Genomic DNA, 24,414 nt, shown 5'->3' with positions numbered 1-24,414 from the left:
GGTAGCCCTGGGCCTGGAGCTGCTCCAGGACCCGGCCCCCTCATGCCGGGCGCGGACTGCAGGAAATGCACCGGCACTCAACCCCGCGGAATCAGACGCCAGCGGGGCACGGCACCGGTGGGTGTGTGGCCCAAGAACCTCATTCACCTGGCGGGTTTCGCTGCGCGCTGAGCCAAGGTCTGCTTCACGTCGTCCAGGGTGATGCCGAGGGGCCGGACCGCAACGAGCAGATGGTAGAGCACGTCCGCAGCCTCCTCCACGGCGCGGACCTTGTCGCCGTCCGCGCAGGCGGTGACAAGCTCCGCAGCCTCCTCGCCGATCTTCTTGAGACGCAGGTTCCGGTCGTCCAGGAGGCGCCGGGTGTAGCTGGGCTTCTCGCCGGGCTGTGGGGCCTGGGAGGCGCGCTCGGTGATCGTCGCATCCAGGGCGGCCAGCGCGTCCAGCTTCCCGGGACCGAAGCACGTCTCCTGGCCGGTGTGGCACGCGGGGCCGGCCTTCTCCACGCGCGCGAGCACCGCGTCACCATCACAGTCCGCCGAGAGGGACACCACGCGCTGCACATTGCCGCTGGTGGCGCCCTTGTGCCAGAGGCCGCGCGTGCGCGAGCGGTAGTGCATCTCGCCGGTAGCCAGCGTGCGCTCGAGCGCCTCGCGATCCGCGTGCGCCACCATGAGCAGATCGCCCGAGCGCGCGTCCTGCGTCACCACGGTGACGAGCCCATTGCCTTTGGTGAAGTCCAGCTTGGAGAGATCCAGCATCACGTCCTCTTCGTCGCACCGAGCAGCTCGCGCACCTGCGCCCCGAGTGCGCCGTTCGTCGCGATGCCATTGCCACCGAACGAGGTGGGCGCCCCCGTCCAGTCGGTGAACACCCCACCCGCCTCGTCGATGATGGGCTGGAGCGCCGCTGCGTCCCAAGGGGAGAGGAACTCATCCACCATCACCTCGGCGCGGCCCGTGGCCACCAGGAGGTAGCCGTAGCAGTCACCCCAGGTGCGATCCATGGAGGCCTTCGCCGCGAGCGCCCGCCAGGCGTTCCCCTTCTCGGGGGACTGGATGAAGCGCTCGTCCGTGGAGAGCACTACCGCCTGCGAGAGCTGCGACACGATGGAGACCTTCGTGAGCTTGTCGTTCCAGTAGCAGCCCTGTCCCGGAGAGGCCACCAGCAGCTCGCTCACGGCCGGGAAGTAGGCGGCGCCCGCGAGGATGCGCTCGCCCTCGGCCACCGCCACCAGCGTGCCCCACAGCGGCACGCCGCGGATGAACGTCTTGGTGCCGTCGATGGGATCCAGGATCCACCGGCGCTTGGCACCGGGCCGCGTCTCGCCGAACTCCTCGCCGAGGATGCCGTCCTGGGGGAAGCGCGCCTCGATCCACTCGCGCGCGGTCTGCTCGGAGGTGCGGTCCGCCACCGTGACGGGGGTACCGTCTCCCTTGATGTCTACGGTGACGCCCTTGCGGAAGAACTCGAGCGCCACGTTGCCGGACTTCCGAGCCACCTCGGCGGCGGCCTGCATCAATCCCTGCGCTTCCGTCGTCATGCGACGCTCCTGATTCTCAAGCCGCTCCCTTGGAGCAGCGTCTTGATCGCCCCGACGGTGGTGAGGCCGTCATGGAGGATGCCCGCCACCAGCGCCGCGTCCGCCTTCCCCTCCGTGAGCGCGGCCCGGACATGCTCCGCGTTCCCCGCCCCACCCGAGGCGATGACCGGTACGTCCACCGCCTCGGCGACGGCCCGCGTCAGGTCCAGGTCATACCCCGAACGGGCCCCGTCGCGATCGATGCTGGTGAGGAGAACCTCGCCCGCGCCGCGTTTCACACACTCGCGGGCCCAGGCCACCGCGTCCAGGTCCGTGGGCGTCCGGCCGCCGCGGGTGTAGACGCGCCAGCCGTTACCCTCGCGCCGGGCGTCGATGCTGGCCACCACGCACTGGGCGCCGAAGCGCTCCGCGCAGGCGGTGAGCAGCTCGGGGTGGGCCACCGCAGCGGAGTTCATGCTCACCTTGTCCGCACCGGCCCGGAGCGCCCGGCCCACGTCGTCCGCGGTGCGCACGCCGCCGCCCACGGTGAGGGGGATGAAGAGACGCTCGGCGGTGCGGTGGACCACCTCCCAGAGCGTCTCGCGCTCCTCGTGGCTGGCGGAGATGTCGAGGAAGGTGATCTCGTCGGCGCCCTCGGCCTCGTAGCGCAGGGCCAGCTCCACGGGATCGCCCACGTCTCGCAGTCCCTCGAACTGGACGCCCTTCACGACCCGGCCGCCTTTCATGTCCAGGCAGACGATCAGCCGTCGGGTGAGCATCACTTCACCTCCAGGGCCACGGAGCCCTTGGTGCTGAAGACTGTGCCGGAGTCCACCAGCGCATCGCGCAGCGCCAGGCCCACGGCCTTGAAGGCGGCCTCGGTGAGGTGGTGGCTGTCGCGGCCTCGGAGGACTCGGACGTGGAGCGTCACCTTCGCGTGCTCGCAAAAGGAGCGCATCCAGTGGTCGTAGAGCTTATTGCGCAGCGGGCCGCGGTAGTAGAAGCGGCCGCAGGTGTCGATGGCCGCGTGCACCAGCGCGTCATCCATGGGGATGGTGCGCTCGCCGTAGCGGGCGGCGGTGGGCGGGATGATCTGGTAGACGGCGGTGCCCACGGCGATGGCCACGTCCTCCATGATGTGGTGCCGCAGGTCCCCACGTGCGTGAAGGTTCATGTCCAGCCCTGCGTACTTGGCGAAGGTGCCGAGCATGTGGTCGAAGAACTTCAGGCTGGTGTCGACCTTGGCCACACCCTGACCGCGCGTCAGCTCCACGCGGATCTGGGTCTCCTTCGTCTCTCGAGTCACGACAGTCATGCGAACTCCCGTGCGACCGCGGCCGCGTCGAGCTTGCCAGTGTAGAGCGCCATGCCGATGACGGCGCCATAGGCCCCAGCGTCCGCCAGGGCCCGAAGATCCTCCAGGGTCGTCACTCCACCCGAGGCATAGACGCGGTGCCGGGTGCCGCGCACCACCTCCTGCATGAGCGGCAGGTCCACACCCCCCATCTGCCCCTCCTTGTGGACAGCGGTGACGAGCAGTCCACCCAAGTCGAGGGGATTCAGGGCCGTGAGCACGTCGGCGACATCCCGAGCGCTCCCGGCGGTCCAGCCGCGCGTCACCACCTCACGGCCCTTCACGTCCGCGGCCACCACGATGCGGCCCGGGAAACGGTGGGCCATCTCGGAGAGCCAGGGCGTGTCCTCGATGGCCCGGGTGCCGACCACGACAAAGGAGGCGCCGGTGGCGAGCACGGTCTCGATCTTGGCCGTGTCGCGCACGCCGCCGCCCACCGTGAAGGTGAGACCGGGCTCGTGGCCCAGCAGCCGGGCGATGGCGTCCGGGTTGGCGCCCTTGCCGAGCGCCGCGTCCAGGTCCACCACATGGAAGGTCTTGAAGCCGAGGGCACGCCACTTCTTCAGCGCGTCGAGCGGATCGTTCACGCGAACGCGCTCGGCGTCATACGAGCCGCCCACGAGCTGCACGCACGCGCCCTCTCGGAGATCGATGGCGGGGATGGCAATCACGGCGCCACCTCCCGGAGGAACGCCTGGACGAACTTCACCCCGGCGGCGGAGCTCTTCTCGGGATGGAACTGCACCCCGAGCACCTTGCCTCGCCGCACCGAGGCCGGGAAGCGATCCTCCTCGTGGGAGGTCCAGCCCACCACCGCCTCAGGCTCCTCGGCGCGGCAGGCGAAGCTGTGCGCGTAGTAGACGGTGTCGAGCTTCGCCCCCTTCAGCGCGGAGTCCTCCTCCACGGAGTTCCAGCCGATGTGGGGCACATGCTTCGCGCGCAGCCGGGTGACGCGGCCTTTGAAGAGGCCCAGCCCTCGGCCTTCGCCTTCCTCACTGGACTCGAAGAGGAGCTGCATGCCCAGGCAGATACCAAGGCACGGCAGACCCTGCTCCAGGGCTTGGCGCATCTGCTCACGTCCAGGCTCCATGCGGGCGGCGGCGGCGCCGAATGCGCCCACACCGGGCAGCACGAGCACGTCCGTGTCGAGTGCCTTGACGGGATCCGTCTGCACGCGAACGTCAGCGCCGGAGGCCGTGGCGAGCGCCTTGGCCAGCGAGTGGATGTTGCCCGCGCCATAGTCGAACAGAGTGACTCTCACCGCCGTGCCTCCCGCAGCGCCTGGAGCGCCGCCTCCATCAGGGGCCAGGGTCCACAGCCGATCCGGAGCGCATCCCCGACTCCGGCCAGCCCTTGGAAGGCCCTCACGTTCACGTCCCGCTCGCGCATCCGCGCCGCCACCTGGGGAGCCCCCGGCAGCGGGACGAGCACGAAGTTGGCCTCCGAAGGCAGCGGCTCCAGCCCCTGCGCCTTCAGCTCCGCGACCAGCCGCTTGCGGATCTCCTTTGCGTCCTCGGCGCGGGCCTTCACCCAGGAGACGCCCTCGGTGAGCGCGGCAATGGCCATGCGCTCGGCGAGGCCGGAGTGCTTGTACGGACCGCGCGCCTTCTCAATCTCGGCCACGAGCTCGGGGCGGCCGATGGCATAACCCACGCGCATGCCCGCGAGGCCGAAGGCCTTGGAGAGCGTCCGTGTCACGATCACGTTGGGCCGCGAGCGCGCCAGATCCACGTGGCTCGCGCTGGCGAACTCCGTATAGGCCTCGTCGAGGAGGACGATGCCCGGGGCCGCATCCACCAGCCGCTCGAGCACGGCGCGAGAGACCACCGTTCCCGTGGGGTTGTTCGGCGAGCACACGTAGATGAGCCGTGCCCCCGTGGCGAGCAGCCCGTCCACATCGATCTCGAAGTCAGACCGGAGCGGCACGGGGGTGTACTGGAGGCCATTCACCTTCGCGAAGTAGGACATCATCGAGAAGGACGGCTCAGGGACGGCGATGCGCTCGCCGGGCTCCAGGAAGGCGCGCAAGGCGCAGTCGATCAGATCGTCCGAGCCGCAGCCCGTGGTGAGCCAGGAGGCCTCGAAGCCGCTGTAGGCGGAGAGGGCCTTCTTGAGCTCGGGGGCGTAGCTGACGGGGTAGCGCGTGATGAGCGAGGGCGTGAAGTCACGCAGGGCCTGCTCGGCGGCCGGAGGCATACCGAAGAGGTTGGTGTTGTCGCTCAGGTCGACGCGGCAGGGCACAGCGGGCGGCGAGTAGAGCGAGATGCCCTCATAGGAAGCTCTGCGGGGAGTCATGGCTTCCTCCAGGCACGAGCGGCCTCTGCGTGGGCGAAGAGCCCCTCGCTGTCGGCGAGCACGCCCACATCCTCCGCGAGCTGGGCCGCCGCAGCGTGGTCCACGTGCTGGTAGGTGGTCCAGCGGTAGAAGTCGAGCACCGACAGCCCCGAGTACGCGTGCCCCAGGCCCGCCGTGGGCAGCACATGGTTGGCGCCCGTCATGTAGTCCCCGAAGGCGACGGAGGCGCGCTCGCCGAGGAAGACGGTGCCGCAGTTGCGGACGCGCTCCAGGTGCTCCCGAGGCATCGCCGTGGCGATGAGCAGGTGCTCGGGGGCGAACTCGGAGACGAAGGGCCAGGCCTCCTCCAGGGAGTCCACGCTCAGCACGGCGCCGCGCTCTCGCAGCGCGGTGGTGACGATCTCCCGTCGCTGGGCCTTGGCGGCGGCCCGCTCCACCGCAGCGGCGATGGTCTCGGCGACCGTCACGCTCACGGCCAGGGTGACACAGCAGGCATCCGGATCGTGCTCGGCCTGCGCCAGCATCTCTCGCGCCACGGCCTCGGGGTCCACCGAGCGGTCCGCGACGACGAGGATCTCACTCGGCCCCGCCGGAGCGTCGATGGCCACCGCGTCCACCACCTGGAGCTTGGCAGCGGCGACATAGGCATTGCCGGGACCGACGATGCGATCCACGCGCGGCACGCTCTGGGTTCCGTAGGCCATGGCGGCAACCGCTCCGGCACCACCGAGGGCGAAGACGCGATCCGCGCCTGCCAGGGCGGCCGCTGCGAGCACTCCGGCCGCGGGCAGCCCATCGGGCCCAGGAGGCGAGCAGACGATGACCTCCCCTACCCCGGCCACCTTCGCGGGCACCACGCCCATCAACACACTGCTGGGATACACGGCCCGGCCGCCAGGTGCATACACACCCACGCGCCCGAGCGGATCGGGACGGCGGCCGACCACAATGCCGGGCTCGGTCTCCACCTCGATGGCGTGGGGCTTCTGTGCTTCGTGGGCCTTGGCGATGTTGCGGGCGGCGCGCTCCAGGGCGCGGCGCACTTTCGGGTCCAGCGAGGCAAGCGCGGCCTCCCAGCGGGCCCGAGGCACCTCGACGGAGGTGAGGTTGGCACGGTCGAGCTCGCGCGCCATGTCGAGCAGCGCGCGGTCCCCGTCCTTGCGGACCCGGGCGATGATGTCCCGGACGCGGGTAGCAACCTGGGCGTCCGACTCTCCCGAGCGATCCAAGAGGCGGCGCTTGTCCTCGGCGGACAGAGCGGCCAGGGGGCCGCGATACTTGAGGGTCCGAGTGCTCACGGCATCAACCTCTCGATGCGAGTGACGAGGATGCCCTCACAGCCCATGGCCTTGAGGGCGTTGATGGTGCGGTAGATCGTCTTGGCGGAGACGACGGCGTGCACGGCCACGAAGTCGCCGCCATTCATGATGTCCACCACGGTGGGACCATTGAGGCCTGGGAGCACCTCGCGCACCTGGGGGAGCACCTTCCGAGGCACGTTGGTCATCAGGTAGCGCTTGCCTCGGGCCGCCAGCACCGAGCCCAGCGCCTGCTTCAGCTCCTCGAGCTTCTGCGAGGCCTCCGCGTCATTGCGCTTGCAGGCCACGAGCCGGGCGCTGGACTCCAGGACCGTGGCCACCTCGCGCAGGCCGTTCATCTTGAGCGTGGAGCCAGTGGAAGTCAGGTCCACGACGATGTCGGCGATGCCCAGGTGAGGGGCAATCTCAGCGGCGCCGGACACGGGGACCACGGTGACCTGCTGGCCCCGCTTGGCGAAGTAGTCCTGGGTGAGGCGGGGGAAGCAGGAGGCCACGCGCATCCCATCCTTCACCCCGTCCGCGGAAGTGATTCCGCTCTCCTCGCGGGCCGCCACCACGAGCCGGCACTTGCCGAACTCCAGGTCCATCAGCAGGTCCAGCTCGCGGCCGGCCTCGTTGACGAGATCCCAGCCCGTAACGCCCGCCTGAGCAGCGCCATCGGCGACGAACTCGGGGATGTCCTGGGCCCGGACGAAGATGGCCTCGAACTCGCCGCCGAGGGAGGCAGTGAGCGCTCGCTCGCCTCGGGCGCGGACCTCGAGACCTGCATCGTTGAACAGCTCACGGACCTCCTCGGAGAGGCGGCCTTTGTTGGGAAGGGCGATCTTCAGCATGGGCGAGTTCCAGTGGAGTGAGTGAAAGGTGGGCGCGGAAATGAAAAAAGCCCGTCCGGGGGGGGACGGGCTTTCGGTCACTGCGGCAGGGCCGGGAGGAAGGTGCGTGTCAGGCAGTCATCCAGGCATGCGCGCGGCGAGCGGTCCCGTCAGGGCCGAGCCGATGATGCGCATGATGGTGATGCACGGAAGCAAGACGCACGGGACTATGAGTAACGGAAAGTCCCCAAGCTCGTCAACCTCCGGGCCAAAACCCTCGGCTGGGGGGCTCTCCCTTCCTCGGGGGCGACTCCTCGCACAACTCATTGACCCACAGGGTTGGATGGAGAAGTCTTGACCTGCCCGGTCAGATGAGGTGATCCTACCTACCAGGTTCTATCCCGCCTCGGAGGTACCGCCTTGGAGATTTCTCATGCTGTCCATCCCGCTTCCCTTCGTCCTGGCTCGCTCGTCGGTCCCTGGCGTCTCCTGGGGCTCATTGCCCAGGGAGCGCAGGGCGTGGTCTTCCGCGTAGAGCACAGCGTGCAACCGGAAACTGGACCGTTCGCCCTCAAGCTCGCGCTGCGGCCGAATGATCCTTGCTTCGCCCTGGAGATTGAGCTGCTCTCGCGCACGGTCCACTCGAACGTGCCCCGCCTGCATGACTCCGGCCGGTGGAGCAGCCCGAGTGGCGCGGAGTACCCCTTCTTCGTCATGGACTTCGTGGAGGGGCTGCCCCTGTATTCGTGGGCTCGCCTCCAGACCCGCCGTCCTCGGGAGCTGCTGCGCGTGTTGGCCCAGGCCGCGAGCGCCATCCAGGCGGTCCACGCCGCGGGTGGGCTTCACCGCGACATCAAGGGAGACCACCTCCTGGTGCGTCCCGAGGACGGGCGCACGGTGCTGGTGGGCTTCGGGTCCTGCACCTATCGCGGGGCGCCCATGCTCACCCGCCAGGTCGAGCATCCGGGCACGCCGGAGTACCAGAGCCCACAGTCGCAGCTTCACCAGTGGAGGCACCGCCGCCACACGGGTGCCCGCTACGAGTCGACGCCCTCGGATGACTTGTATGCCTTGGGCGTCACGGCGTATCGCCTGGCGACGGGACGCTACCCGCTCATCGCCGAGGACGTCGGAACGGATGACGACATCGAGGATTACTTCTCCCACTTCCCGGAGATCGTGCCCGCGGATGCACTGGTTCAGCTGAGCCCGGAGCTGGCGCGCTGGATCCGGCAGATGCTCATCGTCGAACCCGAGGAGCGCGGCACCGTGGCGGAGGTGGCCACGGGGATGTCTCTGGCATCGATCAACGAAGGCCCGGAGGCGGACCAGCCCATCATCGCGAAGATGCCCCTGAGGCCCACGGGGCCGGCGACGATGATCGTGGACTCGCTGGATGACCTGCCGTGGCGAAAGAAGCTCAAGAACATGACCATGTGGGCGTTGATTGGCGCTGGCGGCGCGGGCCTGTTGGCCATGCGCCCCCACGAACCGCCCGCGGCCCCGGCGGAGTACGCGCAGGCGGCCGAGGCACCAGCACAGGAAGCGTTCCCCTCAAACTTGGGAGAGGCAGCCCTCGCGCAGCCGCTGGTCACCTTGGAGTACAGGCCCCACAACGGCATCACCGCGCCGTTGCCCTCGGAGCCTCTGCCCGGCCAGCGCCATCCTCCGTGCCAAGGGCCTCAGATCGAGATCAACGGGGCTTGTTGGTACGTCTTGGGGAATGCGTCCCCGCCCTGCGGCGCGTTCGCCTATGAGTGGAGAAAGCGGTGCTACGTGCCCGTCGGGGCTCCGCCACGTCCCTCGAACACTGGAGAGCGGTAGTAGGGGCGTTGCGCTCTAGGAGTAGTTGCTAAGGGCCATCCGCGAAGGAGCGCTTGAAAACACGCCAGTGAAGCCGCAGAAACCCGCCCATGAGTCTTCCGGACGTCATCATCGTGGGCGGCGGTGTTATGGGCTGCGGCATCGCCCTGCGCCTGCGCCAGGCCGGCATGAAGGTCACCGTGCTGGAGCGCTCCATCCCCGGCGCTGAAGCTTCCAGCGCCGCCGCCGGCATTCTCGCTCCTCAGATGGAGTCCGACGGCCCTGGCCCATTCCTCGAGCTCTGCCTCCGCAGCCGCGCGCTCTACGGCGCCCTCGCCGCCGAGCTGCGCGAGCTCACCGGCGTGGACATCGCCTATCTCCCCTGCGGCGTCCTCAAGGCCGGCTTCAATGAAGCGGAGATCCACCACCTGGAGGCCACCGTCGCCTGGCAGAAGGCGCTCGGCCTGCGCGCGGACCTGCTCGATGGAAAGCAGGCCCGCGAGTTCGAGCCCAAGCTCTCCCCCCACGCTCTCGCCGCCGCGCACTTCCCCGACGATCACCAGGTCGACAACCGGCTCCTCGTCCGTGCCCTCTCGATGGCTGCGGCCCGCGTCGGCGCCACCTTCCGCAGCGGCTACGTGCGCGGTGTCATCGAGCAGAACGGGCGCGCCGCCGGCGTTGATCTTGATGGCGATCTCCTCTCTGCCGGCGCCGTCATCGTCGCCGCAGGCTCCTGGTCGGGGCTCGTCCACGGCACCGCACTGGATCCTCACGTCGTCCGCCCTGCCCGAGGACAGATGATCGAGCTGCAGACGCGGCTCCCCGTCACCACGCACATCCTCACCTCCGAGAAGGGCTATCTCGTCCCTCGCACGGACGGGCGCCTCATCGCTGGCAGCACCATGGAGTTCGCCGGCTTCGACAAGCAGGTCACCGCCGAGGGCCTCGCTCGCATCCTCGCCATGGCCCAGGAGCTGTGCCCCGCCCTGGCCACCGCCTCCGTCACCAGCACCTGGGCCGGCTTCCGCCCTTACACGGAGGATAAGCTCCCCATCCTGGGGCCCGGCCCCTTGCCTGGCCTCTTCCTGGCCACCGGCCACTTTCGCAACGGCATCCTCCTGGCTCCCATCACCGCGAAACTCTTGACGCAGTGTCTGCTGGGAGAACGTCCTTCCCTTGATCTCTCGCACTTCCGGTATGACCGGTTCAGTGTTAGGGCCCCCATGTGAAGCAACCTGCTGCACCCTGTATCGGGGGGTAACCAGGAAGGCAGGGAAGGTGGTAAGTTCTCGTACCTATTGGCGATCGAAACCCGGAAACCTCTAGAATCCCTCCCGTGGAAGCCATTCCCCCTGCCCCTCCTCGCATCCTGATCGTGGACGACGATGACTCCGTCCGCGATGTCATCTCCGTCCTCCTCACGGAGGAGGGCTACAACTGCGTGGTCGCCAGCGGCGCCGAGATGGCGCTCGATCTGGCCACCGAAGCAGAGACGCCCCTGGTCATCAGTGACATGAAGATGCCGGGCCGGGACGGTCTCTGGCTGCTCGAGAATCTGCGCGAGCGCCACCCGGACACCTCGGTCATCATGCTCACGGGCTACGGCGACACCGAGTCCGCCGTGGACTGTCTGCGCCGAGGCGCGGTGGACTATCTGCTCAAGCCACCCAAGCTGACGGATCTCATCCGCGCCATCGAGCGTGCGCTGGCCAAGCGCCGCATCGAGCTGGCGCGCAAGCGCTACCAGAAGAAGCTGGAGCACAAGGTGCGCGTCCGCACCGCGGAGCTGCACACCGCGCTGCGCGACATCGCCAACACGTACCAGAACACGCTGCTGGCGCTGGTGGCCGCGCTGGACGCGCGTGAGCATGAGACGTCGGACCACTCGCAGCGCGTGGTGAGCTACACCTCGGCCATCGCGACGCGGATGGGCATTGCCGGCAAGGAGATGGAGGAGATCGGCCGCGGCGCGCTGCTGCATGACATCGGGAAGATCGGCGTGCCGGACGCGGTGTTGCTCAAGCCGGGCAAGCTGACGCCGGACGAGTGGCTGGAGATGCGCAAGCACCCGGACATCGGCTTCCAGATGATCCGGAGCATCCCCTTCCTGGACACGCCGGCGCAGATCGTGCTGTCGCACCAGGAGCGGTGGGATGGCGCGGGCTACCCGCGCAACCTGCAGAAGAACGAGATCCACATCGGCGCGCGCATCTTCGCGGTGGCGGACACGCTGGACGCGATGACGAGCGACCGGCCGTACCGCAAGGGAACGACGTTCGCCAACGCCATCCAGGAGATCAAGCGCTGCGCCAACACGCAGTTCGATCCCGAGGTGGTACGGGCGTTCCTGGACATTGGCGAGGAAGGCCTGGTCCGCATCAAGCTGGAGATGGCCGAGCGCAAGCTCAAGCCTCCCGAGGTCGAGGCACAGGCCCAGGAGGCCGAGGCGGAGCTCGAGCGGCTCAGCGAGGAGGACGACCTGGAGCTGACGCCAGCGCCCTCGCCGTCCACCCCGACGCCCACCCCGCCCTTCTCTGGTAACAAGGTCGCCTGAGCAGCCTCTCCAGTTTTTGGGAGAGGCCTCCGCATGAAGCGCCGTTTCCCCGCCGCGCTTTTGCTCGCATTTCTGGCCGCCTGCAGCACCTCCTCACAGGTGCTGCAAGTGGAGACGGAGCCGCAGCCGAGCATCGTTCACCTTTCAGAGGGTGACCGCACCGCCATCGAGGTAGACGCCGCGGACCTCAAGGCTGCCCTCAGCACGTGGGCCCCCGAGGTACGAACCTCTCCTCACCCTCTCTCAGAGGCAAGGCGCCTGTGGTGGACCCCCTCTCGAAGCGGCGCGTATGCAGGAGTCAGGGGACGTCTGGGGCTCGTCTCCGTAGGTACCGAAGAGGACGTCTCCGCTGTTCCCTTGAGCTCGGAGCCGGCGCGAGCGGACGATGAAGGGGCTCTCCCGAGAGGATGCCCGAGCGGTCGAGCAGGTCCTCATTGAGCTTTATGGCCTTCAGAAGAACGGAGGCACACTGCTGAACCGGATCAACAGCATCGCTCGGTCCAATCCGCGGTACGCCGACCTCTTACGTCGGGGGAAGAAACTGCTTGAGTCCATCGACTACCAAGCGGACTAAGAAGTCCCCCGCGCGGAAGCAGGTGCGCTTCGGCGATATCGTCGAGGTGCGCACCCCGGCCGGACTGGCCTATCTGCAGTACGCCTCCAAGCATCCCTCTTACATGGATACGGTTCGCGTCCTTCCAGGCCTCTTCCCAGAGAGGCCTGCTCCAGAGAAGTTGGAGGCCCTGTCCACCCATGAGGGCTACTTCGCCTTCTACCTGGTCAGCCACGCGGTTCGGCACGGGCTTGCCGAGGTGGTAGCCCATTACCCGATTCCTGCAGGCCTCGAGGCGCCACGCGCCATTCTGAGGCCTGGCTTCATCACACGGGAAGGCACGGTGACGAAGTGGTGGCTGGAGGAGGGCACGCGGGAAACCCTCTTGAACAGAGCGCTTACCCCCGAGGAGAAGCGCCTGTCGCTCGCGGAGATGTGGAACCACGAGTTCCTGGTGCAGCGTCTCTCCGAGCAGTGGCATCCAGAGCACGAGCACGCGAAGCGCCTTGGACCGGCTGGACTCCACACTCCGCACGCGGCCACCCAGGGTCAATCGCCGCGCATGCGCCACTATCTCTACTTCCCGCAGGCCACCGTGGGCAGGAGCGTGGCGGCCGAGCTGCGCCGGCGCGGGTTCACCGTGGAGAGCCGCCAGGGGGCGGACGAAAAGAACTGGCTGGTCCTCGTCGAACACCTCCTAAGCCCAGGCGGCGGGGAGGCTATTTCCATCCGTGAGGAATTGGAGCATCTCGCCGCGGAGCACGCAGGTGAGTACGATGGGTTCGAAACCTCACTTCCAGAGTGAAGCAACGCGTGCATCCCCGCGTTATCAGGACCATAGTCCCCCGCACTTCCGCCCTTCCCCCCTCCGATGACGCCTCTGCCGACAGCCGCCGTGCCCCTGCGAGACCCACTCGCTCCACCTCTCTTGGACGCGCAGGGGCGGCGGATGACGTACCTGCGGCTGAGCATCACCGACCGCTGCAACTTCCGGTGCACGTACTGCTCGCCCGCTTCCTGGGGCGGCAAGAAGGACCTGCTCTCCCCCGCCGAGTTCGCCCGCATCGTCTCCGTCTTCGCGAGCATGGGCATCCAGCGCGTGCGGCTCACGGGCGGTGAGCCGCTCATCCGCCCGGACATCCTGGAGATAGCCCAGCGCATCTCCACCACTCCCGGTGTGCAGCGCGTGGCCATCACCACCAACGCCAGCCACCTCGAGCGCCTCGCCGCTCCCCTGCGCGAGGCCGGCGTCAGCCAGCTCAACATGAGCTTGGACACGCTCTCCGAGGAGACCTTCCGCCGCATCTCCAAGCAGGGAGACTTCGCCGCCACGCTGCGCGGTATCGATGCCGCCGCTCGGGCAGGCTACGACTCGCTCAAGCTCAACGTCGTCGTCATGCGCGGCGTCAACGACAGCGAAGCCCCGGCCCTCGTCCGCTACGCCCACGAGCGCGGCATCACCCCGCGCTTCATCGAGCTGATGCCCTTCGGCCAGGGCACGCCCGTGCCGAGCGCGGAGCTCGTCGAGCAGATCCAGGCCGCGGGCGTGCCGCTTGCCACCGAGCCAGAGGACACCCTCAGCGCCGCCGCCAGCATCACCTCGGGCCCGGCGCGCTACTGGCGCTCGCCCACGGGCCGCGTGGGCTTCATCTCTCCGCTCACCCAGAACTTCTGCGGCGGATGCAACCGCGTGCGCGTGGCCTCCAATGGAGACCTGCGCAGCTGCCTCGGCGGGCGCGCCCAGGCGCCGCTGCACCAGCTCATCCGCGGCGGCGCCTCGGATGCGGAGCTGGCCTTGGCCGTCCGCCGTGCCCTGGGAGAGAAGCCGGACGGCCACCGGTTCACAGAGGCCGGTAGCGCGTCCACCCTGCTGCCCATGATGGGCATCGGCGGCTGAGGCCCGCCCTTACTTCAACAGCCGGATGTTGGCCGGGTAGCGGTACATCTCCCCGTTATTGGCCTTCATCGCGCCGATGATGTTGAGGACGAAGGCGGCGATCCCGACCACCAAGGCGAGGATGGCCGGGATGATCAGGCACGAGCCGAGGATGCCGATCCAGACGACGATCGTCACGGTGATCGTGAAGTTGAGGGCCTCCTTGGCCTGCGCCTCGACCCACTTCGACTCCTTGCCCTTGATGAGCATGACCAGGAGCGGGCCCAGGAACGGAAGCGTGATGAAGCTCGCGAAGATCCCGCTCAGGTGCGCCAGCATGCCCCAGGTCTTCTCGTCCTGGGTCGGCGCCGGTGAACCCGTCAGGAACGACTGCTCTCTCTGCTGCTGATCCATGACACAGCCCCTCAAAAGTCGGTGAGACGCGTACCGCGCCTCACCCCCTTTTAGTCAACGAGGGCCTCCCCTGTCACGTGACGGACAATCAACGCCGGGTTCTCAGCGGTAGATCTCACCTCCCGTTTGTTTGAACTCCTCGCTCTTCTCGGCCATGCCGGCCTCCAGGGCCTTCTCCGGCACCACGCCGCTCTTCTCCGCGAAGTCGCGCACCTCCTGGGTGATCTTCATGGAGCAGAACTGCGGGCCGCACATGGAGCAGAAGTGGGCCACCTTGGCGCCCTCGGCCGGCAGCGTCTCGTCGTGGAAGGCCCGGGCGCGCTCGGGATCCAGCGAGAGATTGAACTGATCCTCCCAGCGGAACTCGAAGCGGGCCTTGGACAGCGCGTTGTCTCGCGCCTGCGCCCCCGGGTGCCCCTTGGCCAGATCCGCCGCGTGCGCCGCGATCTTGTAGGTGATGACGCCCTCCTTCACGTCATCCCGGTCTGGCAGCCCCAGGTGCTCCTTGGGCGTCACGTAGCAGAGCATCGCCGTGCCGAACCAGCCGATCATCGCCGCGCCAATGCCGCTGGTGAAATGGTCATACCCCGGCGCGATGTCCGTCGTCAGAGGCCCCAGCGTGTAGAACGGCGCCTCGTGGCAGATGGCCAGCTGCTTCGTCATGTTCTCCTGGATGAGGTGCATGGGCACGTGGCCGGGGCCCTCGATCATCACCTGCACGTCGTGCTTCCAAGCGATCTTCGTCAGCTCACCCAGCGTCTCCAGCTCGCCGAACTGCGCCGCGTCGTTGGCATCCGCGATCGAGCCCGGCCGCAGGCCATCGCCCAGGCTGAAGCTCACGTCGTACGCCTTCATGATCTCGCAGATCTCCTCGAAGTGCGTGTAGAGGAAGTTCTCCTGGTGGTGGGCCAGGCACCACTTGGCCAGGATGGAGCCACCCCGGCTGACGATGCCCGTGAGCCGCTTCGCCGTCAGCGGGATGTACGCCAGCCGCACGCCCGCGTGGATGGTGAAGTAGTCCACTCCCTGCTCGCACTGCTCGACGAGCGTGTCCCGGTAGATCTCCCAGGTCAGCTCCTCCGCCTTGCCGCCCACCTTCTCCAGAGCCTGATAGATGGGCACCGTGCCGATGGGCACCGGCGCGTTGCGGAGGATCCACTCCCGCGTCTCGTGGATGTTCCGGCCCGTGGACAGGTCCATCACCGTGTCCGCGCCCCAGCGGATGGACCACACCATCTTCTCGACCTCTTCCTCGATGGAGGAAGTCACGGCCGAGTTGCCGATGTTCGCGTTGATCTTCACCAGGAAGTTGCGGCCGATGATCATCGGCTCCAGCTCCGGGTGGTTGATGTTCGCCGGGATGATGGCGCGGCCCCGGGCCACCTCGTCCCGCACGAACTCGGGGGTGATCTTCCGGGGGATGGCCGCCCCCCAGGACTGGCCCGGGTGCTGTGCGGAGAGCGCTGCCTCCACCTTCAGGTTCTCGCGCACCGCCACGAACTCCATCTCCGGAGTGATGAGGCCCTTGCGCGCATAGTGCAGCTGCGTGACGTTGTGCCCCGGCTTCGCAACCTGCGGCTTGCGGCGGTGGGCGAAGCGCAGGCCCGCCAGGCGCGGATCCGCCTCCCGGAGCCGGCCGTACTCGGAGGTAATCCCTGGCAGCTCCTCGGTGTCCCCTCGGGCCGCGATCCAATGAGAGCGGATGGGCGCGAGGCCCTCCTTCAGATCGATCCGCGCCTCCGGGTCCGTGTACGGGCCGCTGGAGTCATAGACGTAGACCGGCGGGTTCTGCGTCACCGGCGAGTCGGGACGGTGGCCCTGGTGGGTGGGCGTCTGGCTGATCTCGCGCATGGGCACGCGCACGTCCGCGTGGCGCTCCCCGGGGACATACACCTTGCGCGAGGCGGGCAGCGGCCCCCGGGAAATCCCCTCGAGCACCTTGCCATCGACCTTGAGGCTTCTCGACGCTCCGCTCATCTGCATCCTCCCTGGTGGCGGTACGGGAGGCAGGCAAGCGGCACAGCGCCCGCCGCTTCCCTCCGCCGGTATGACCCGGTTCAGGTTCCAAGGGTCCGGCCGGTACCACGGCCGTCTCAGCCCCTGATGGGGGCACCCCTAGCGACGGGGGCGATGTACCCCACGGGGTCTGCCGCGGCAACCCCGGGGCGCAAGTTCTGCGGGGTAGCAGGCACCCGCGCAAACCTTGCGTGCACTCCCAGCCAACCCCACCGTCCTTCAGGGAGCCCGGGGCTTGGATCCGATTGTGCATAAGGGGCCTTCACGACTTGCTGTCCTTGGAGCGACCTGACCTATGAAGATCGTTAGCGAGCTGATGACCCGAGAGCTGGTGACCCTGAAGGAGACCCAGAACCTCGCAGTCGCGGATGAGCTGCTCCGCCTGAACCGCATCCGCCACCTGCCCGTGGTGCGTGAGGGCAAGCTCGTGGGCCTCATCACCCATCGCGACTTGATGAAGGCCACGGGCCTCAAGTGCCCGGATCCCGTCAAGCAGCCCCTGTGGGCCTCGGACATCATGAGCCGCCAGGTGCGCACGGTCGGGCCGGAGACACCCCTGAGGGATGCCGTGAAGGTGATGCTCGACAACAAGTTCGGCTGCCTGCCCGTCGTCGGCGAGGGCGGCACCCTGGTGGGCATCCTCACGGAGGCGGATCTGGTCCGCTACGCGCAGCACCTCATCGCCGACCTGGACCGCATGAGCGAGGCCGCCGAGTACGAGGAGTAGCCCTCTCCCGAGCCTCCCCACCTCGAAAGGCACGAGCGCCCATGGCCATTGTCTTCGGAACGGACTTCTCGGAGCACGCCTCCGTGGCGGCGCTCGCCGCGGCGGCCCTGGCCCGCCGGATGGGTGAGCCACTCCACCTGGTGCACGTCCTCGACTTGGGGAGCGCTGTCAGCTCGGCCACGCTCGTGGATGCGATGCGACGCGAGGTCTCCGCGCGCCTGGAGCAGCAGTCCGGCGAGCTCCGCAAGCGCGGCATCGAGGTGAAGGGCCACCTGCTGGACGGCGCCCCAGACGAGGTGCTCGTGGAGCTGGCCATGCAGGTCCACGCCTCACTCATCGTGCTCTCGCACCATGGGCAGCGGGCGCCGCGGTGGCGGATCGGCAGCGTGGCGGATCGCGTGGTTCAGGCGGCGCGCTGCCCGGTGCTGGTGCTCAAGGCGCCCCAGCCCATCGAGTCGTGGGCAGCAGGGTTGCGCTCGCTGCGCCTGCTCCTGGGGCTCAACTTCTCGGGGCCGTCGGATGCTGCGGTGGCGTGGGTGCGGCGCATGAGGGCGCTGGGCCCGTGCGAGGTGATTGCCGCCCACCATTACTGGGGCGCGGACGCACATGCCCGCTACGGCCTGCCCCTCTCTCCCGAGGCGGAGGTGACGCCCGAGGCCGAGCAGGCGCTCCGGCGCGATCTGACCGCGCGTCTGGGTGACATGCCCGGCAGTGGCTCCGTCTGGGTGCACTTGCAGCCCGGGCTGGGGCGCCCCTCCGAAGCGTTGGTCCAGTTGGCGCGCAAGGAGGCCGTGGATCTGGTGGTCGTGGGCACGCACCAGCGCTCCGGCACGAGCAAGTTGTGGCACGGCTCCGTCTCGCAGACGGTGCTGCATGACTCGCCCTCCTCCGTGCTCTGCGTGCCCGCCAGCGCCGCCATGATGCGGACCATTCCCCATCTGCGCCGGGTGCTGGCTCCGACGGATCTCTCCGAGCTGGGCTCCGGCGGGGTGCGCCACGCCTACTCCCTGGCCCCGGCGGGCGGCACCGTGCACCTGCTCCATGTCCTGTCTCCGCCTGCGGGAGCGCCTCCGGTCGGCACCGGCTATGTCCTGCCAGAGCCCACCTCCGCCGACGAGCGTGCCGAGCGAGAGCGGCTCTCCACCGAGCTGCGCGCACTCATCCCTCCCGAGGCCACCCTGCGCGGCATCACCTCGCGCATCGAGCTCATCACTGGCCGCAAGGTCTCTGAAGCCATCTGCCAGGCCGCTGAGCGGCTGGACTGCGATGTCATCTGCCTGGCCACCCACGGGCGCTCGGGGCTGACGCGCGCCCTGGCTGGCTCGGTGGCCCAGGAGGTGCTGCTGAACGGCACACGGCCGGTGTTCATCGTCCGCCCTCCTCGGGATGAGTAACGGATGAGCGCCCCCCCTTCCCCCGCAGTCGCGGAGGCCCTCCCGGCCTCACCGGCCTCCTCACCTCGAAGCTGGATCCGCCCCGCCGCGGCCGTGGCGGGCGTCACCGCGAGCCTCTTGGTGGCATGGCTGAGCGTGGACAGCCCCATCATCGCCCGCTCGATCGTGATTGCCGGCGTGTGCCTGACGCTGTGGCTCACCGAGCTGGTCCCCCCCTTCGTCCCCACCCTGCTGCTGCTCGGGGCCACCGCCGCGCTGCTGGGCCCGCTGGATACCAGCTACCGCCTGCCCGCCGTGTTCGCGTGGTGCGCCGATCCCGTGCTCGCGCTCTTCCTGGGTGGCTTCACGCTGGAGGTGGCCGCCTCGCGGCACGGCCTGGACGCAGCGGTGGCGCAGCACGTGGTGAGGCTGGCCCACGGGAGCCGGCGCCTGCTGATGATGCTGATCATCGCCGGGGTGGCCTTCCTCTCCATGTGGATGTCGAACATCGCCGCCGCGTCGATGATGCTCGCCTCCCTGCGACCCCTGCTCCAGTCCTCCCAGGACGCGGCCCTGCGCCGGGCCCTGCTGCTGTCCGTGGCCCTGGGGGCGAACTTCGGAGGGCTGGCCACGCCGGTGGGCACCGGTCCCAATGGGATCGCCATCTCCGCGGCCGCGCCCTATGCCCATGTGACGTTCGTCCAGTGGATGGCCTTCGCGCTCCCCCTCACCGGGCTCATGCTCGGGGTGGGCTTCTTCATCCTGGTGGTGGGCTACAAGGTCCGCGGTCGCTTCGAGCTCCCCGCCGCCCCGGCCCAGAAGCTGAGCCCCCATGCGCGCTGGGTGCTCGGCGTGTTCGCCGCCTGCGCCACCCTGTGGCTCAGCGAGCCCCTGCACGGTCTGTCCGCGCCGCTGGTGGCGCTGGGCGCCGTGGTGGCCCTCTTCGGCACCGGCCTGCTGCGGCGCGAGGATCTGGGCAAGGTGGATTGGTCCACCCTCATCCTCATCGCTGGGGGCATCGCTCTGGGGCGGCTGGTGGAGCACTCCGGCGTGGTGGCCACGGCCCTGAGAGGCGTGGACTGGAGCACCTGGCCCCAGCTGGCCCAGGCGGGAGTGCTCGTCAGCCTGGCCGCCGTGCTGGCGGCCCTCATGAGCAACACCGGCACGGCCGCGCTGCTCATCCCCATCGCCGTGCAGCTCTTCCCCTCCGCCTCCATGCCCATCCTCGTGGCCGTGGGCTGCTCCTTCGGCATCCCCTTTGTCATCAGCACCCCGCCCAACGCCATGGTCGCCGGAGAGGGCGGCGTGGACTCCGGAGACCTGCTGCGCGTGGGGCTTCCCCTGATGGTGCTCGGCTGCCTGGTGGTGACACTGACAGGCCCTTGGGTCCTCCGTCTCTTCGGTCTGCCATGAGCTCGCTTGGCATGTGCGTTGAATGGATGACCTCCCAAGCTGCCGTAGGAGCCCTCCCATGACCTCCATCGCCGTCACCGAATTCGAGACCCGCCTGCAGTGGCAAGGATCGCAGTGGGTCCTGCTCACCAGCGAGCACGCCCCGGCACTGCCGCTCGCCGCCCGTACCGGCGGCCATCCTCACGAGGACCGATGGTGTCCCGAGACGCTGCTCGTGGGCGCCCTGGAAGGACGCATCCTGCAGATGTTCCTGCAGCAGGCCCGGGCCGAGTCGCTCGACATCGTGTTCTACCAGAGCACCGCCATGGGCCGGCGCGTGGAGGGCCCGGGCGGCCTGCCCCACTTCACGGACTTCATCATCCGGCCTCACGTCGCCGTCCGCTCCGAGCAGGACGCGGAGCGGGTGAGAACCCTCTTCGAGGAGCTGCCGGGCCGGTGCTTCCCCAGCTCCATGATGCACCTGGCGCCCCGCATCGAACCGGTCGTGGAGGTCTGGGAGGACGGCCCCCGCGTCCCCTCGCCTCTCTAGAGAGAGCACCCGCTGTTCCACCCCCTGTCGCGGCCTCCCGGGCCGTGCCGCCAAGCCGCCCCCTTTCCTCGCCGCTTGCTAGTGTGAGCTTCCCCTTATGGCCGCTGAACGCATCCTGGTCGTCGACGACGAAGACAACGCCCGCCGAGCCATCGGCACCATCCTGGGCGAGGAGGGCTACGAAGTCGCCGAGGCCTCCAATGGAGTGGACGCGCTGTCGCGCATCACGGACTTCTCTCCCGCCGTGGTGCTGTCGGACGTGCGCATGCCGCAGATGGACGGGCTTACCCTGCTCAAGAAGGCCCGCGAGCAGGGCTCGGACGCCACCTTCGTGATGATGACGGCCTTCGCCAGCGTGGAGACGGCCGTCGAGGCCATGCGCGCGGGCGCTGACAACTACCTTGTCAAGCCGCTGGACGCGGACGCGGTGCTCGTCATCCTCGGCAAGGCGCTGGAGAAGCGCAGCCTGCGCCGCGAGGCCGAGTCGCTGCGGGATCAGGTGCGCCAGCGCGCGCGCTTCCACAACATCGTCGGGGACTCGCCCCAGCTGCAGGGTGTCTATGACGTGGTGAAGCGCGCGGCGGGCACGCGGGCCACGGTGCTCATCCTCGGCGAGTCCGGCACGGGCAAGGAGCTCATCGCCCAGGCGCTGCACCAGGAGTCTCCGCGCAAGGACAAGCCCTTCATCCGGGTGCACTGCGCGGCGCTGTCCGAGAACCTGCTGGAGAGCGAGCTGTTCGGCCACGAGAAGGGCTCCTTCACAGGCGCCGCGGCGCGCAAGGAGGGCCGCTTCGAGTTGGCGGACGGCGGCACCCTCTTCCTGGACGAGATCGGCGAGATCTCCCCCTCTGTGCAGGTGAAGTTGCTGCGCGTGCTGCAGCAGCGCGAGTTCGAGCGCGTGGGTGGCATCCAGACGCTCAAGGTGGATGTGCGCATCGTCGCCGCCACGCACCGGGATCTGGCCGCCGAGGTGAAGGCGGGCCGCTTCCGCGAGGACCTCTTCTATCGGCTCAACGTCGTCTCCGTCACCCTGCCTCCTCTGCGCGAGCGCAAGAGCGACATCCCCCCGCTGGTGAACCACTTCCTGGAGAAGTATGGGGAGAGCTACGGCAAGCAGGTGAAGGGGCTGGCCCCGGGCACGCTGCAGGCGCTGCTCGCCCACGACTGGCCGGGCAACATCCGCGAGCTGGAGAACGCCATCGAGCGCGCGATCGTGCTGGCACAAGGGAGCGAGCTGACCACGGACGATCTGCCTCCCGTGCTACGGGGCCCCCGGCCGTCGGGCTCCTCGTCGAACAACCTCATCCCCGGCGCCTCCATGGCCACCATCGAGCGGGAGGCCATTTTGCGCACATTAGAGATGGTGCAGGGCTCCACCAGCCGGGCAGCGGAGATCCTGGGCATCAGCGTGCGAAAGATTCAGTATCGTCTTAAGGAGTACAGCAGCGGAAAGACGCCCACGACGCATGAGGCCGAGGAGGAGTCCGCTGCGGAGTCGGGAAGCTGATCGGAGGGACGCGTGGGGTTCTGGCTCGAGACATTGATTGGAATGGTGGTGATGGTCGTTCTCGTGGTGCTCTTGGGCCCAGGGCTCTGGAGCTCGCGCGTGGACATCCACAAGTCCGACGACAAGTCTCGGGACAAGCCCCCCCCTCCCAGTGCGCCGTAACTGAAGGCCCAGCCGTCAGGGCTGGGCGGCGGCGCGGACAAACTCCCGCACCTCGCCCTGCCAGTCGCCTCGCCAGAGCAGGGGCAGCACGCTCCCGTGCTCGTCCGTCCACCTCACCGCGTGCGTACCCACCCACTCCAAGCGGCGCACGCGCGCTACCGCATGCGTGAAGGTGGGGCCCCAGGAGAACTCCCCGTCCGGGCTGAGAATCACCCACACGCTGCGCGCCGCATCCTCTGTGGGATCGTGAACCACCACGGTCGCATGCATCGCGAAGGCCTTCGCGTGCGCCAGTGCCACGGGCACCAGATCCAGGTGTGCGTTGCTGATGTGCAGCGCCAGCACGCCGTGGGTCGCGAGGTGGCCACGGTAGAGCGCGACGGCCTCCTCGGTGATCAGGTGCATGGGGATGGCGTCCGAGCTGAAGGTGTCCACCGCGAGCACGTCGAAGCCCTGCGCCTGTTCCCGCTCCAGTGAGATGCGCGCGTCTCCCTCTACGATCTCCACGCGCGCGGCGGTGTCCGCGAGGTAGCTGAAGTAGCCACCCTGCCCTCGCGCCAGGGAGATGACCTGGGGGTTGATCTCGTAGAAGCGCACCGAGTCCTCGGCCTCGGCCAGCGCGGCGGTGGAGCCCACGCCCAGCCCGAGCACCCCGAAGCGCAGCCCCGGCGGCAGCCCCACGGCCTTGCGCAGGCGGCGGTGCTCGGCCACAGCCAGTCCCAGCCCGCTCTCCGGGGTGAAGTAGGACATGGGCTGCCGCCGCCGCATGGACTCGGTGTACTGGACGCCGTGGGCGATGGCGCCGTGCTTGAGCGTGAAGCGGTGCTCGGCGGGCTTGTCCCGTCCCTGCTCCAGCACCTGCACCACGCCGAAGAAGTTCCGCGCAGAGAGCAGGCTCTCGCGCTGGAGCTCCTTCACGGCATCGGTCAGGCGCACGGCCACAAAGATGAGGAGGAAGATGCGCACAGCACGCCGCAGCCGCTCCACCCGCTCCTCGGCGGCAAAACCCGGAAGCATGGTGAGCAACGAGACGAGGCAGCACGCCCCGAGCGCGAGCGGGTACTCCGCGAACGTCGAGAAGACCCGAGGCGCCACGAGGCTGACGAACACCCCTCCGAGCACACCACCCACCGACACCCAGAGGTAGAAGGCACTCAGGTGCCGAGGCGCAGGCCGCAAGCGGTACAGCTCACCATGGCACACCATGCCCCCAGCCAGCAGGGCGCCGCCGTAGGCCAGGAGCTGGAGGCTCATCGGCGTGTGCGGCCCTGACACGAGCACCCACGTCACACCAGCCACCGCGCCGATGAGCAGCAGGGAGAACACCGCGCGCGAGTACAACCCGTCACGCTCGAAGGTGAGGATGAAGGTGAGCAGGTACAGCGCGAGCGGCAGCACCCACAGGAACGGCCCAGCCGTCACATCCTGCGAGAGCTGATTCGTGGTCGCCAGCAGCAGCACGGACGCGCACGCGCTCAACCCCAGCCACGCCAGCGTGCGTCCCAGTCCGGGCCGCGTGCCCTCCTCCTGTGGCGAGGGCGCTGGCTCGGAGGCAGTGCTCTCTCCAGGAGTGGCCACTCCTGCCGTCCACAGCTCCCTCGCGCACGCGGCGCACCCCACGGCGAAGATCCCGAAGCCCACCGCCCACGCCCAGCCCTGCACGCCACGCGGCACGGCAGGCTCTACGAGGAAGGGGTAGCTCAGCAGCGCGAGCAGGGAACCCGCGTTGGACAGCGCATAGAGCCGGTACGGGGCCACACCCGGCCTCACCCGGGCGAACCAGCTCTGCAGCAGCGGCGCCGAGGTGGACAGCACGAAGAAGGGCAAGCCGATCGTCACCGTCAACATCGCCAGCAGGCGCCCCGTGAGTCCCTCCGCTCCAGACGGCCGCCACTCCGGCCCGGGCGCCACGGGCGAGCCTCCCCACAGGGCCCGCGCGGCGAGCACCACCACCGTGAGCCCCAGCAGCCCCAGGTGCAGCTTCACCTGGGAGCGAGGCGTCAGCCGCGTGGCCACGACGTGCGCGTAGGCGTAGCCCGCCAGCAGCGCGGCCTGGAAGAAGAGCATGCACGCGGTCCACACGGCCGGCGTCCCGCCGAACCACGGCAGCGCGAACCGCCCTACCAGCGGCTGGACGCCGAACAGCAGGAAGGCGCTCGCGAAGAGCGTGAACGCGTACCGGGACACC

The 24,414-nt window shown here is 68.7% G+C and carries 23 protein-coding genes and 1 riboswitch; of the genes, 11 read left to right on the top strand and 12 right to left on the bottom strand.

Going from position 1 to position 24,414, the window contains the following annotated elements; all coding sequences use genetic code 11:
- Positions 1–143: 143 nt before the first annotated feature.
- The 9 genes from hisIE to hisG are packed head-to-tail and all read right to left on the bottom strand — an operon-like array spanning position 144 to position 7,320.
- On the bottom strand, positions 144–758 hold the full coding sequence (gene hisIE / locus DB31_RS12850; RefSeq protein WP_205628500.1) for a bifunctional phosphoribosyl-AMP cyclohydrolase/phosphoribosyl-ATP diphosphatase HisIE: 615 nt from the start codon (positions 756–758) through the stop codon (positions 144–146).
- The gene (hisN, locus tag DB31_RS12845) at positions 758–1,540 is read right to left on the bottom strand and encodes a histidinol-phosphatase (protein ID WP_044186871.1); all 783 of its coding nucleotides are present in this window, start codon (positions 1,538–1,540) and stop codon (positions 758–760) included. Before hisN ends, hisIE begins: the two co-directional genes overlap by 1 nt.
- A complete protein-coding gene (gene hisF / locus DB31_RS12840) occupies positions 1,537–2,298 on the bottom strand; it encodes an imidazole glycerol phosphate synthase subunit HisF (protein ID WP_044186869.1) in 762 nt (253 codons plus the stop codon). The genes hisN and hisF overlap by 4 nt, the downstream gene beginning before the upstream one ends.
- The gene (locus DB31_RS12835; RefSeq protein WP_044186866.1) at positions 2,298–2,834 is read right to left on the bottom strand and encodes an imidazoleglycerol-phosphate dehydratase; all 537 of its coding nucleotides are present in this window, start codon (positions 2,832–2,834) and stop codon (positions 2,298–2,300) included. Before DB31_RS12835 ends, hisF begins: the two co-directional genes overlap by 1 nt.
- The gene (locus DB31_RS12830) at positions 2,831–3,544 is read right to left on the bottom strand and encodes a 1-(5-phosphoribosyl)-5-[(5-phosphoribosylamino)methylideneamino]imidazole-4-carboxamide isomerase (RefSeq protein ID WP_044186864.1); all 714 of its coding nucleotides are present in this window, start codon (positions 3,542–3,544) and stop codon (positions 2,831–2,833) included. The genes DB31_RS12835 and DB31_RS12830 overlap by 4 nt, the downstream gene beginning before the upstream one ends.
- Positions 3,541–4,134 carry an imidazole glycerol phosphate synthase subunit HisH gene (hisH, locus tag DB31_RS12825; protein WP_044186859.1) on the bottom strand — a complete coding sequence of 198 codons (594 nt, stop codon included), beginning with the start codon at positions 4,132–4,134 and terminating at the stop codon, positions 3,541–3,543. Before hisH ends, DB31_RS12830 begins: the two co-directional genes overlap by 4 nt.
- Positions 4,131–5,168, bottom strand: coding sequence for a pyridoxal phosphate-dependent aminotransferase (locus DB31_RS12820; protein WP_044186857.1), 1,038 nt, complete (start codon positions 5,166–5,168; stop codon positions 4,131–4,133). The genes hisH and DB31_RS12820 overlap by 4 nt, the downstream gene beginning before the upstream one ends.
- On the bottom strand, positions 5,165–6,466 hold the full coding sequence (hisD, locus tag DB31_RS12815; protein ID WP_044186853.1) for a histidinol dehydrogenase: 1,302 nt from the start codon (positions 6,464–6,466) through the stop codon (positions 5,165–5,167). Before hisD ends, DB31_RS12820 begins: the two co-directional genes overlap by 4 nt.
- Entirely contained in the window at positions 6,463–7,320 is an 858-nt protein-coding gene (gene hisG / locus DB31_RS12810; RefSeq protein ID WP_044186851.1) for an ATP phosphoribosyltransferase, read from the bottom strand. Before hisG ends, hisD begins: the two co-directional genes overlap by 4 nt.
- A gap of 399 nt (positions 7,321–7,719) precedes the next feature.
- Between hisG and DB31_RS12805 the strand changes: the two genes are divergently transcribed.
- The 5 genes from DB31_RS12805 (at position 7,720) to moaA (ending at position 14,106) form a co-directional block, all read left to right on the top strand.
- The gene (locus DB31_RS12805) at positions 7,720–9,123 is read left to right on the top strand and encodes a serine/threonine protein kinase (RefSeq protein WP_044186850.1); all 1,404 of its coding nucleotides are present in this window, start codon (positions 7,720–7,722) and stop codon (positions 9,121–9,123) included.
- An 89-nt stretch (positions 9,124–9,212) separates the two neighbouring features.
- A complete protein-coding gene (thiO, locus tag DB31_RS12800; protein ID WP_044186849.1) occupies positions 9,213–10,331 on the top strand; it encodes a glycine oxidase ThiO in 1,119 nt (372 codons plus the stop codon).
- Between the two features lie 107 nt (positions 10,332–10,438).
- Positions 10,439–11,656 carry an HD domain-containing phosphohydrolase gene (locus DB31_RS12795; protein ID WP_044186847.1) on the top strand — a complete coding sequence of 406 codons (1,218 nt, stop codon included), beginning with the start codon at positions 10,439–10,441 and terminating at the stop codon, positions 11,654–11,656.
- A 545-nt stretch (positions 11,657–12,201) separates the two neighbouring features.
- Positions 12,202–13,014 carry a ribonuclease E inhibitor RraB gene (locus DB31_RS44745; protein WP_157231951.1) on the top strand — a complete coding sequence of 271 codons (813 nt, stop codon included), beginning with the start codon at positions 12,202–12,204 and terminating at the stop codon, positions 13,012–13,014.
- Positions 13,015–13,080: 66 nt separating this feature from the next.
- Entirely contained in the window at positions 13,081–14,106 is a 1,026-nt protein-coding gene (moaA, locus tag DB31_RS12780) for a GTP 3',8-cyclase MoaA (RefSeq protein WP_044186843.1), read from the top strand.
- 9 nt (positions 14,107–14,115) lie between these two features.
- Here moaA and DB31_RS12775 read toward each other — a convergent pair whose 3' ends face one another.
- On the bottom strand, positions 14,116–14,499 hold the full coding sequence (locus DB31_RS12775; protein ID WP_044186841.1) for a DUF4870 domain-containing protein: 384 nt from the start codon (positions 14,497–14,499) through the stop codon (positions 14,116–14,118).
- Positions 14,500–14,601: 102 nt separating this feature from the next.
- On the bottom strand, positions 14,602–16,476 hold the full coding sequence (gene thiC / locus DB31_RS12770) for a phosphomethylpyrimidine synthase ThiC (RefSeq protein WP_044186839.1): 1,875 nt from the start codon (positions 16,474–16,476) through the stop codon (positions 14,602–14,604).
- A 40-nt stretch (positions 16,477–16,516) separates the two neighbouring features.
- Positions 16,517–16,626, bottom strand: a riboswitch (TPP riboswitch).
- A gap of 184 nt (positions 16,627–16,810) precedes the next feature.
- Between thiC and DB31_RS12765 the strand changes: the two genes are divergently transcribed.
- The 6 genes from DB31_RS12765 to DB31_RS48755 all read left to right on the top strand — a co-directional run bounded on the left by DB31_RS12765 (position 16,811) and on the right by DB31_RS48755 (position 22,226).
- Entirely contained in the window at positions 16,811–17,242 is a 432-nt protein-coding gene (locus tag DB31_RS12765) for a CBS domain-containing protein (RefSeq protein ID WP_044186837.1), read from the top strand.
- Positions 17,243–17,283: 41 nt separating this feature from the next.
- Positions 17,284–18,636 carry a universal stress protein gene (locus tag DB31_RS44740; RefSeq protein WP_052419914.1) on the top strand — a complete coding sequence of 451 codons (1,353 nt, stop codon included), beginning with the start codon at positions 17,284–17,286 and terminating at the stop codon, positions 18,634–18,636.
- A 3-nt stretch (positions 18,637–18,639) separates the two neighbouring features.
- Positions 18,640–20,028: an SLC13 family permease gene (locus tag DB31_RS12755; RefSeq protein ID WP_044186835.1), complete on the top strand. Its 1,389-nt coding sequence runs from the start codon at positions 18,640–18,642 to the stop codon at positions 20,026–20,028.
- A gap of 58 nt (positions 20,029–20,086) precedes the next feature.
- Positions 20,087–20,557 (top strand): hypothetical protein, encoded by a 471-nt coding sequence (locus DB31_RS12750; RefSeq protein WP_044186833.1) that lies wholly within the window; start codon positions 20,087–20,089, stop codon positions 20,555–20,557.
- Positions 20,558–20,654: 97 nt separating this feature from the next.
- Positions 20,655–22,064: a sigma-54-dependent transcriptional regulator gene (locus DB31_RS12745; protein ID WP_044186830.1), complete on the top strand. Its 1,410-nt coding sequence runs from the start codon at positions 20,655–20,657 to the stop codon at positions 22,062–22,064.
- Between the two features lie 12 nt (positions 22,065–22,076).
- Positions 22,077–22,226, top strand: a complete 150-nt coding sequence (locus tag DB31_RS48755) for a hypothetical protein (protein WP_157231950.1) — start codon at positions 22,077–22,079, stop codon at positions 22,224–22,226.
- A gap of 15 nt (positions 22,227–22,241) precedes the next feature.
- On the opposite strand, the gene DB31_RS12740 is transcribed toward DB31_RS48755, so the two are convergent.
- Positions 22,242–24,413 carry a spermidine synthase gene (locus DB31_RS12740; protein ID WP_044186828.1) on the bottom strand — a complete coding sequence of 724 codons (2,172 nt, stop codon included), beginning with the start codon at positions 24,411–24,413 and terminating at the stop codon, positions 22,242–22,244.
- Between the last annotated feature and the right edge of the window lies 1 nt (position 24,414).

Source organism: Hyalangium minutum (assembly GCF_000737315.1).
Taxonomy (GTDB): Bacteria; Myxococcota; Myxococcia; order Myxococcales; family Myxococcaceae; genus Hyalangium; species Hyalangium minutum.
Note: the sequence above shows the minus strand (reverse complement) of the source record. Positions and strands in the feature narration are given on the sequence as shown.

Coding starts and splice junctions, on each gene's coding strand:
- hisIE (WP_205628500.1), bottom strand. CDS start 758: ATGCTGGATCTCTCCAAGCTGGACTTCACCAAAGGCAATGGGCTCGTC.
- hisN (WP_044186871.1), bottom strand. CDS start 1,540: ATGACGACGGAAGCGCAGGGATTGATGCAGGCCGCCGCCGAGGTGGCT.
- hisF (WP_044186869.1), bottom strand. CDS start 2,298: ATGCTCACCCGACGGCTGATCGTCTGCCTGGACATGAAAGGCGGCCGG.
- DB31_RS12835 (WP_044186866.1), bottom strand. CDS start 2,834: ATGACTGTCGTGACTCGAGAGACGAAGGAGACCCAGATCCGCGTGGAG.
- DB31_RS12820 (WP_044186857.1), bottom strand. CDS start 5,168: ATGACTCCCCGCAGAGCTTCCTATGAGGGCATCTCGCTCTACTCGCCG.
- hisG (WP_044186851.1), bottom strand. CDS start 7,320: ATGCTGAAGATCGCCCTTCCCAACAAAGGCCGCCTCTCCGAGGAGGTC.
- thiO (WP_044186849.1), top strand. CDS start 9,213: ATGAGTCTTCCGGACGTCATCATCGTGGGCGGCGGTGTTATGGGCTGC.
- moaA (WP_044186843.1), top strand. CDS start 13,081: ATGACGCCTCTGCCGACAGCCGCCGTGCCCCTGCGAGACCCACTCGCT.
- DB31_RS12775 (WP_044186841.1), bottom strand. CDS start 14,499: ATGGATCAGCAGCAGAGAGAGCAGTCGTTCCTGACGGGTTCACCGGCG.
- thiC (WP_044186839.1), bottom strand. CDS start 16,476: ATGAGCGGAGCGTCGAGAAGCCTCAAGGTCGATGGCAAGGTGCTCGAG.
- DB31_RS12765 (WP_044186837.1), top strand. CDS start 16,811: ATGAAGATCGTTAGCGAGCTGATGACCCGAGAGCTGGTGACCCTGAAG.
- DB31_RS44740 (WP_052419914.1), top strand. CDS start 17,284: ATGGCCATTGTCTTCGGAACGGACTTCTCGGAGCACGCCTCCGTGGCG.
- DB31_RS12755 (WP_044186835.1), top strand. CDS start 18,640: ATGAGCGCCCCCCCTTCCCCCGCAGTCGCGGAGGCCCTCCCGGCCTCA.
- DB31_RS12750 (WP_044186833.1), top strand. CDS start 20,087: ATGACCTCCATCGCCGTCACCGAATTCGAGACCCGCCTGCAGTGGCAA.
- DB31_RS12745 (WP_044186830.1), top strand. CDS start 20,655: ATGGCCGCTGAACGCATCCTGGTCGTCGACGACGAAGACAACGCCCGC.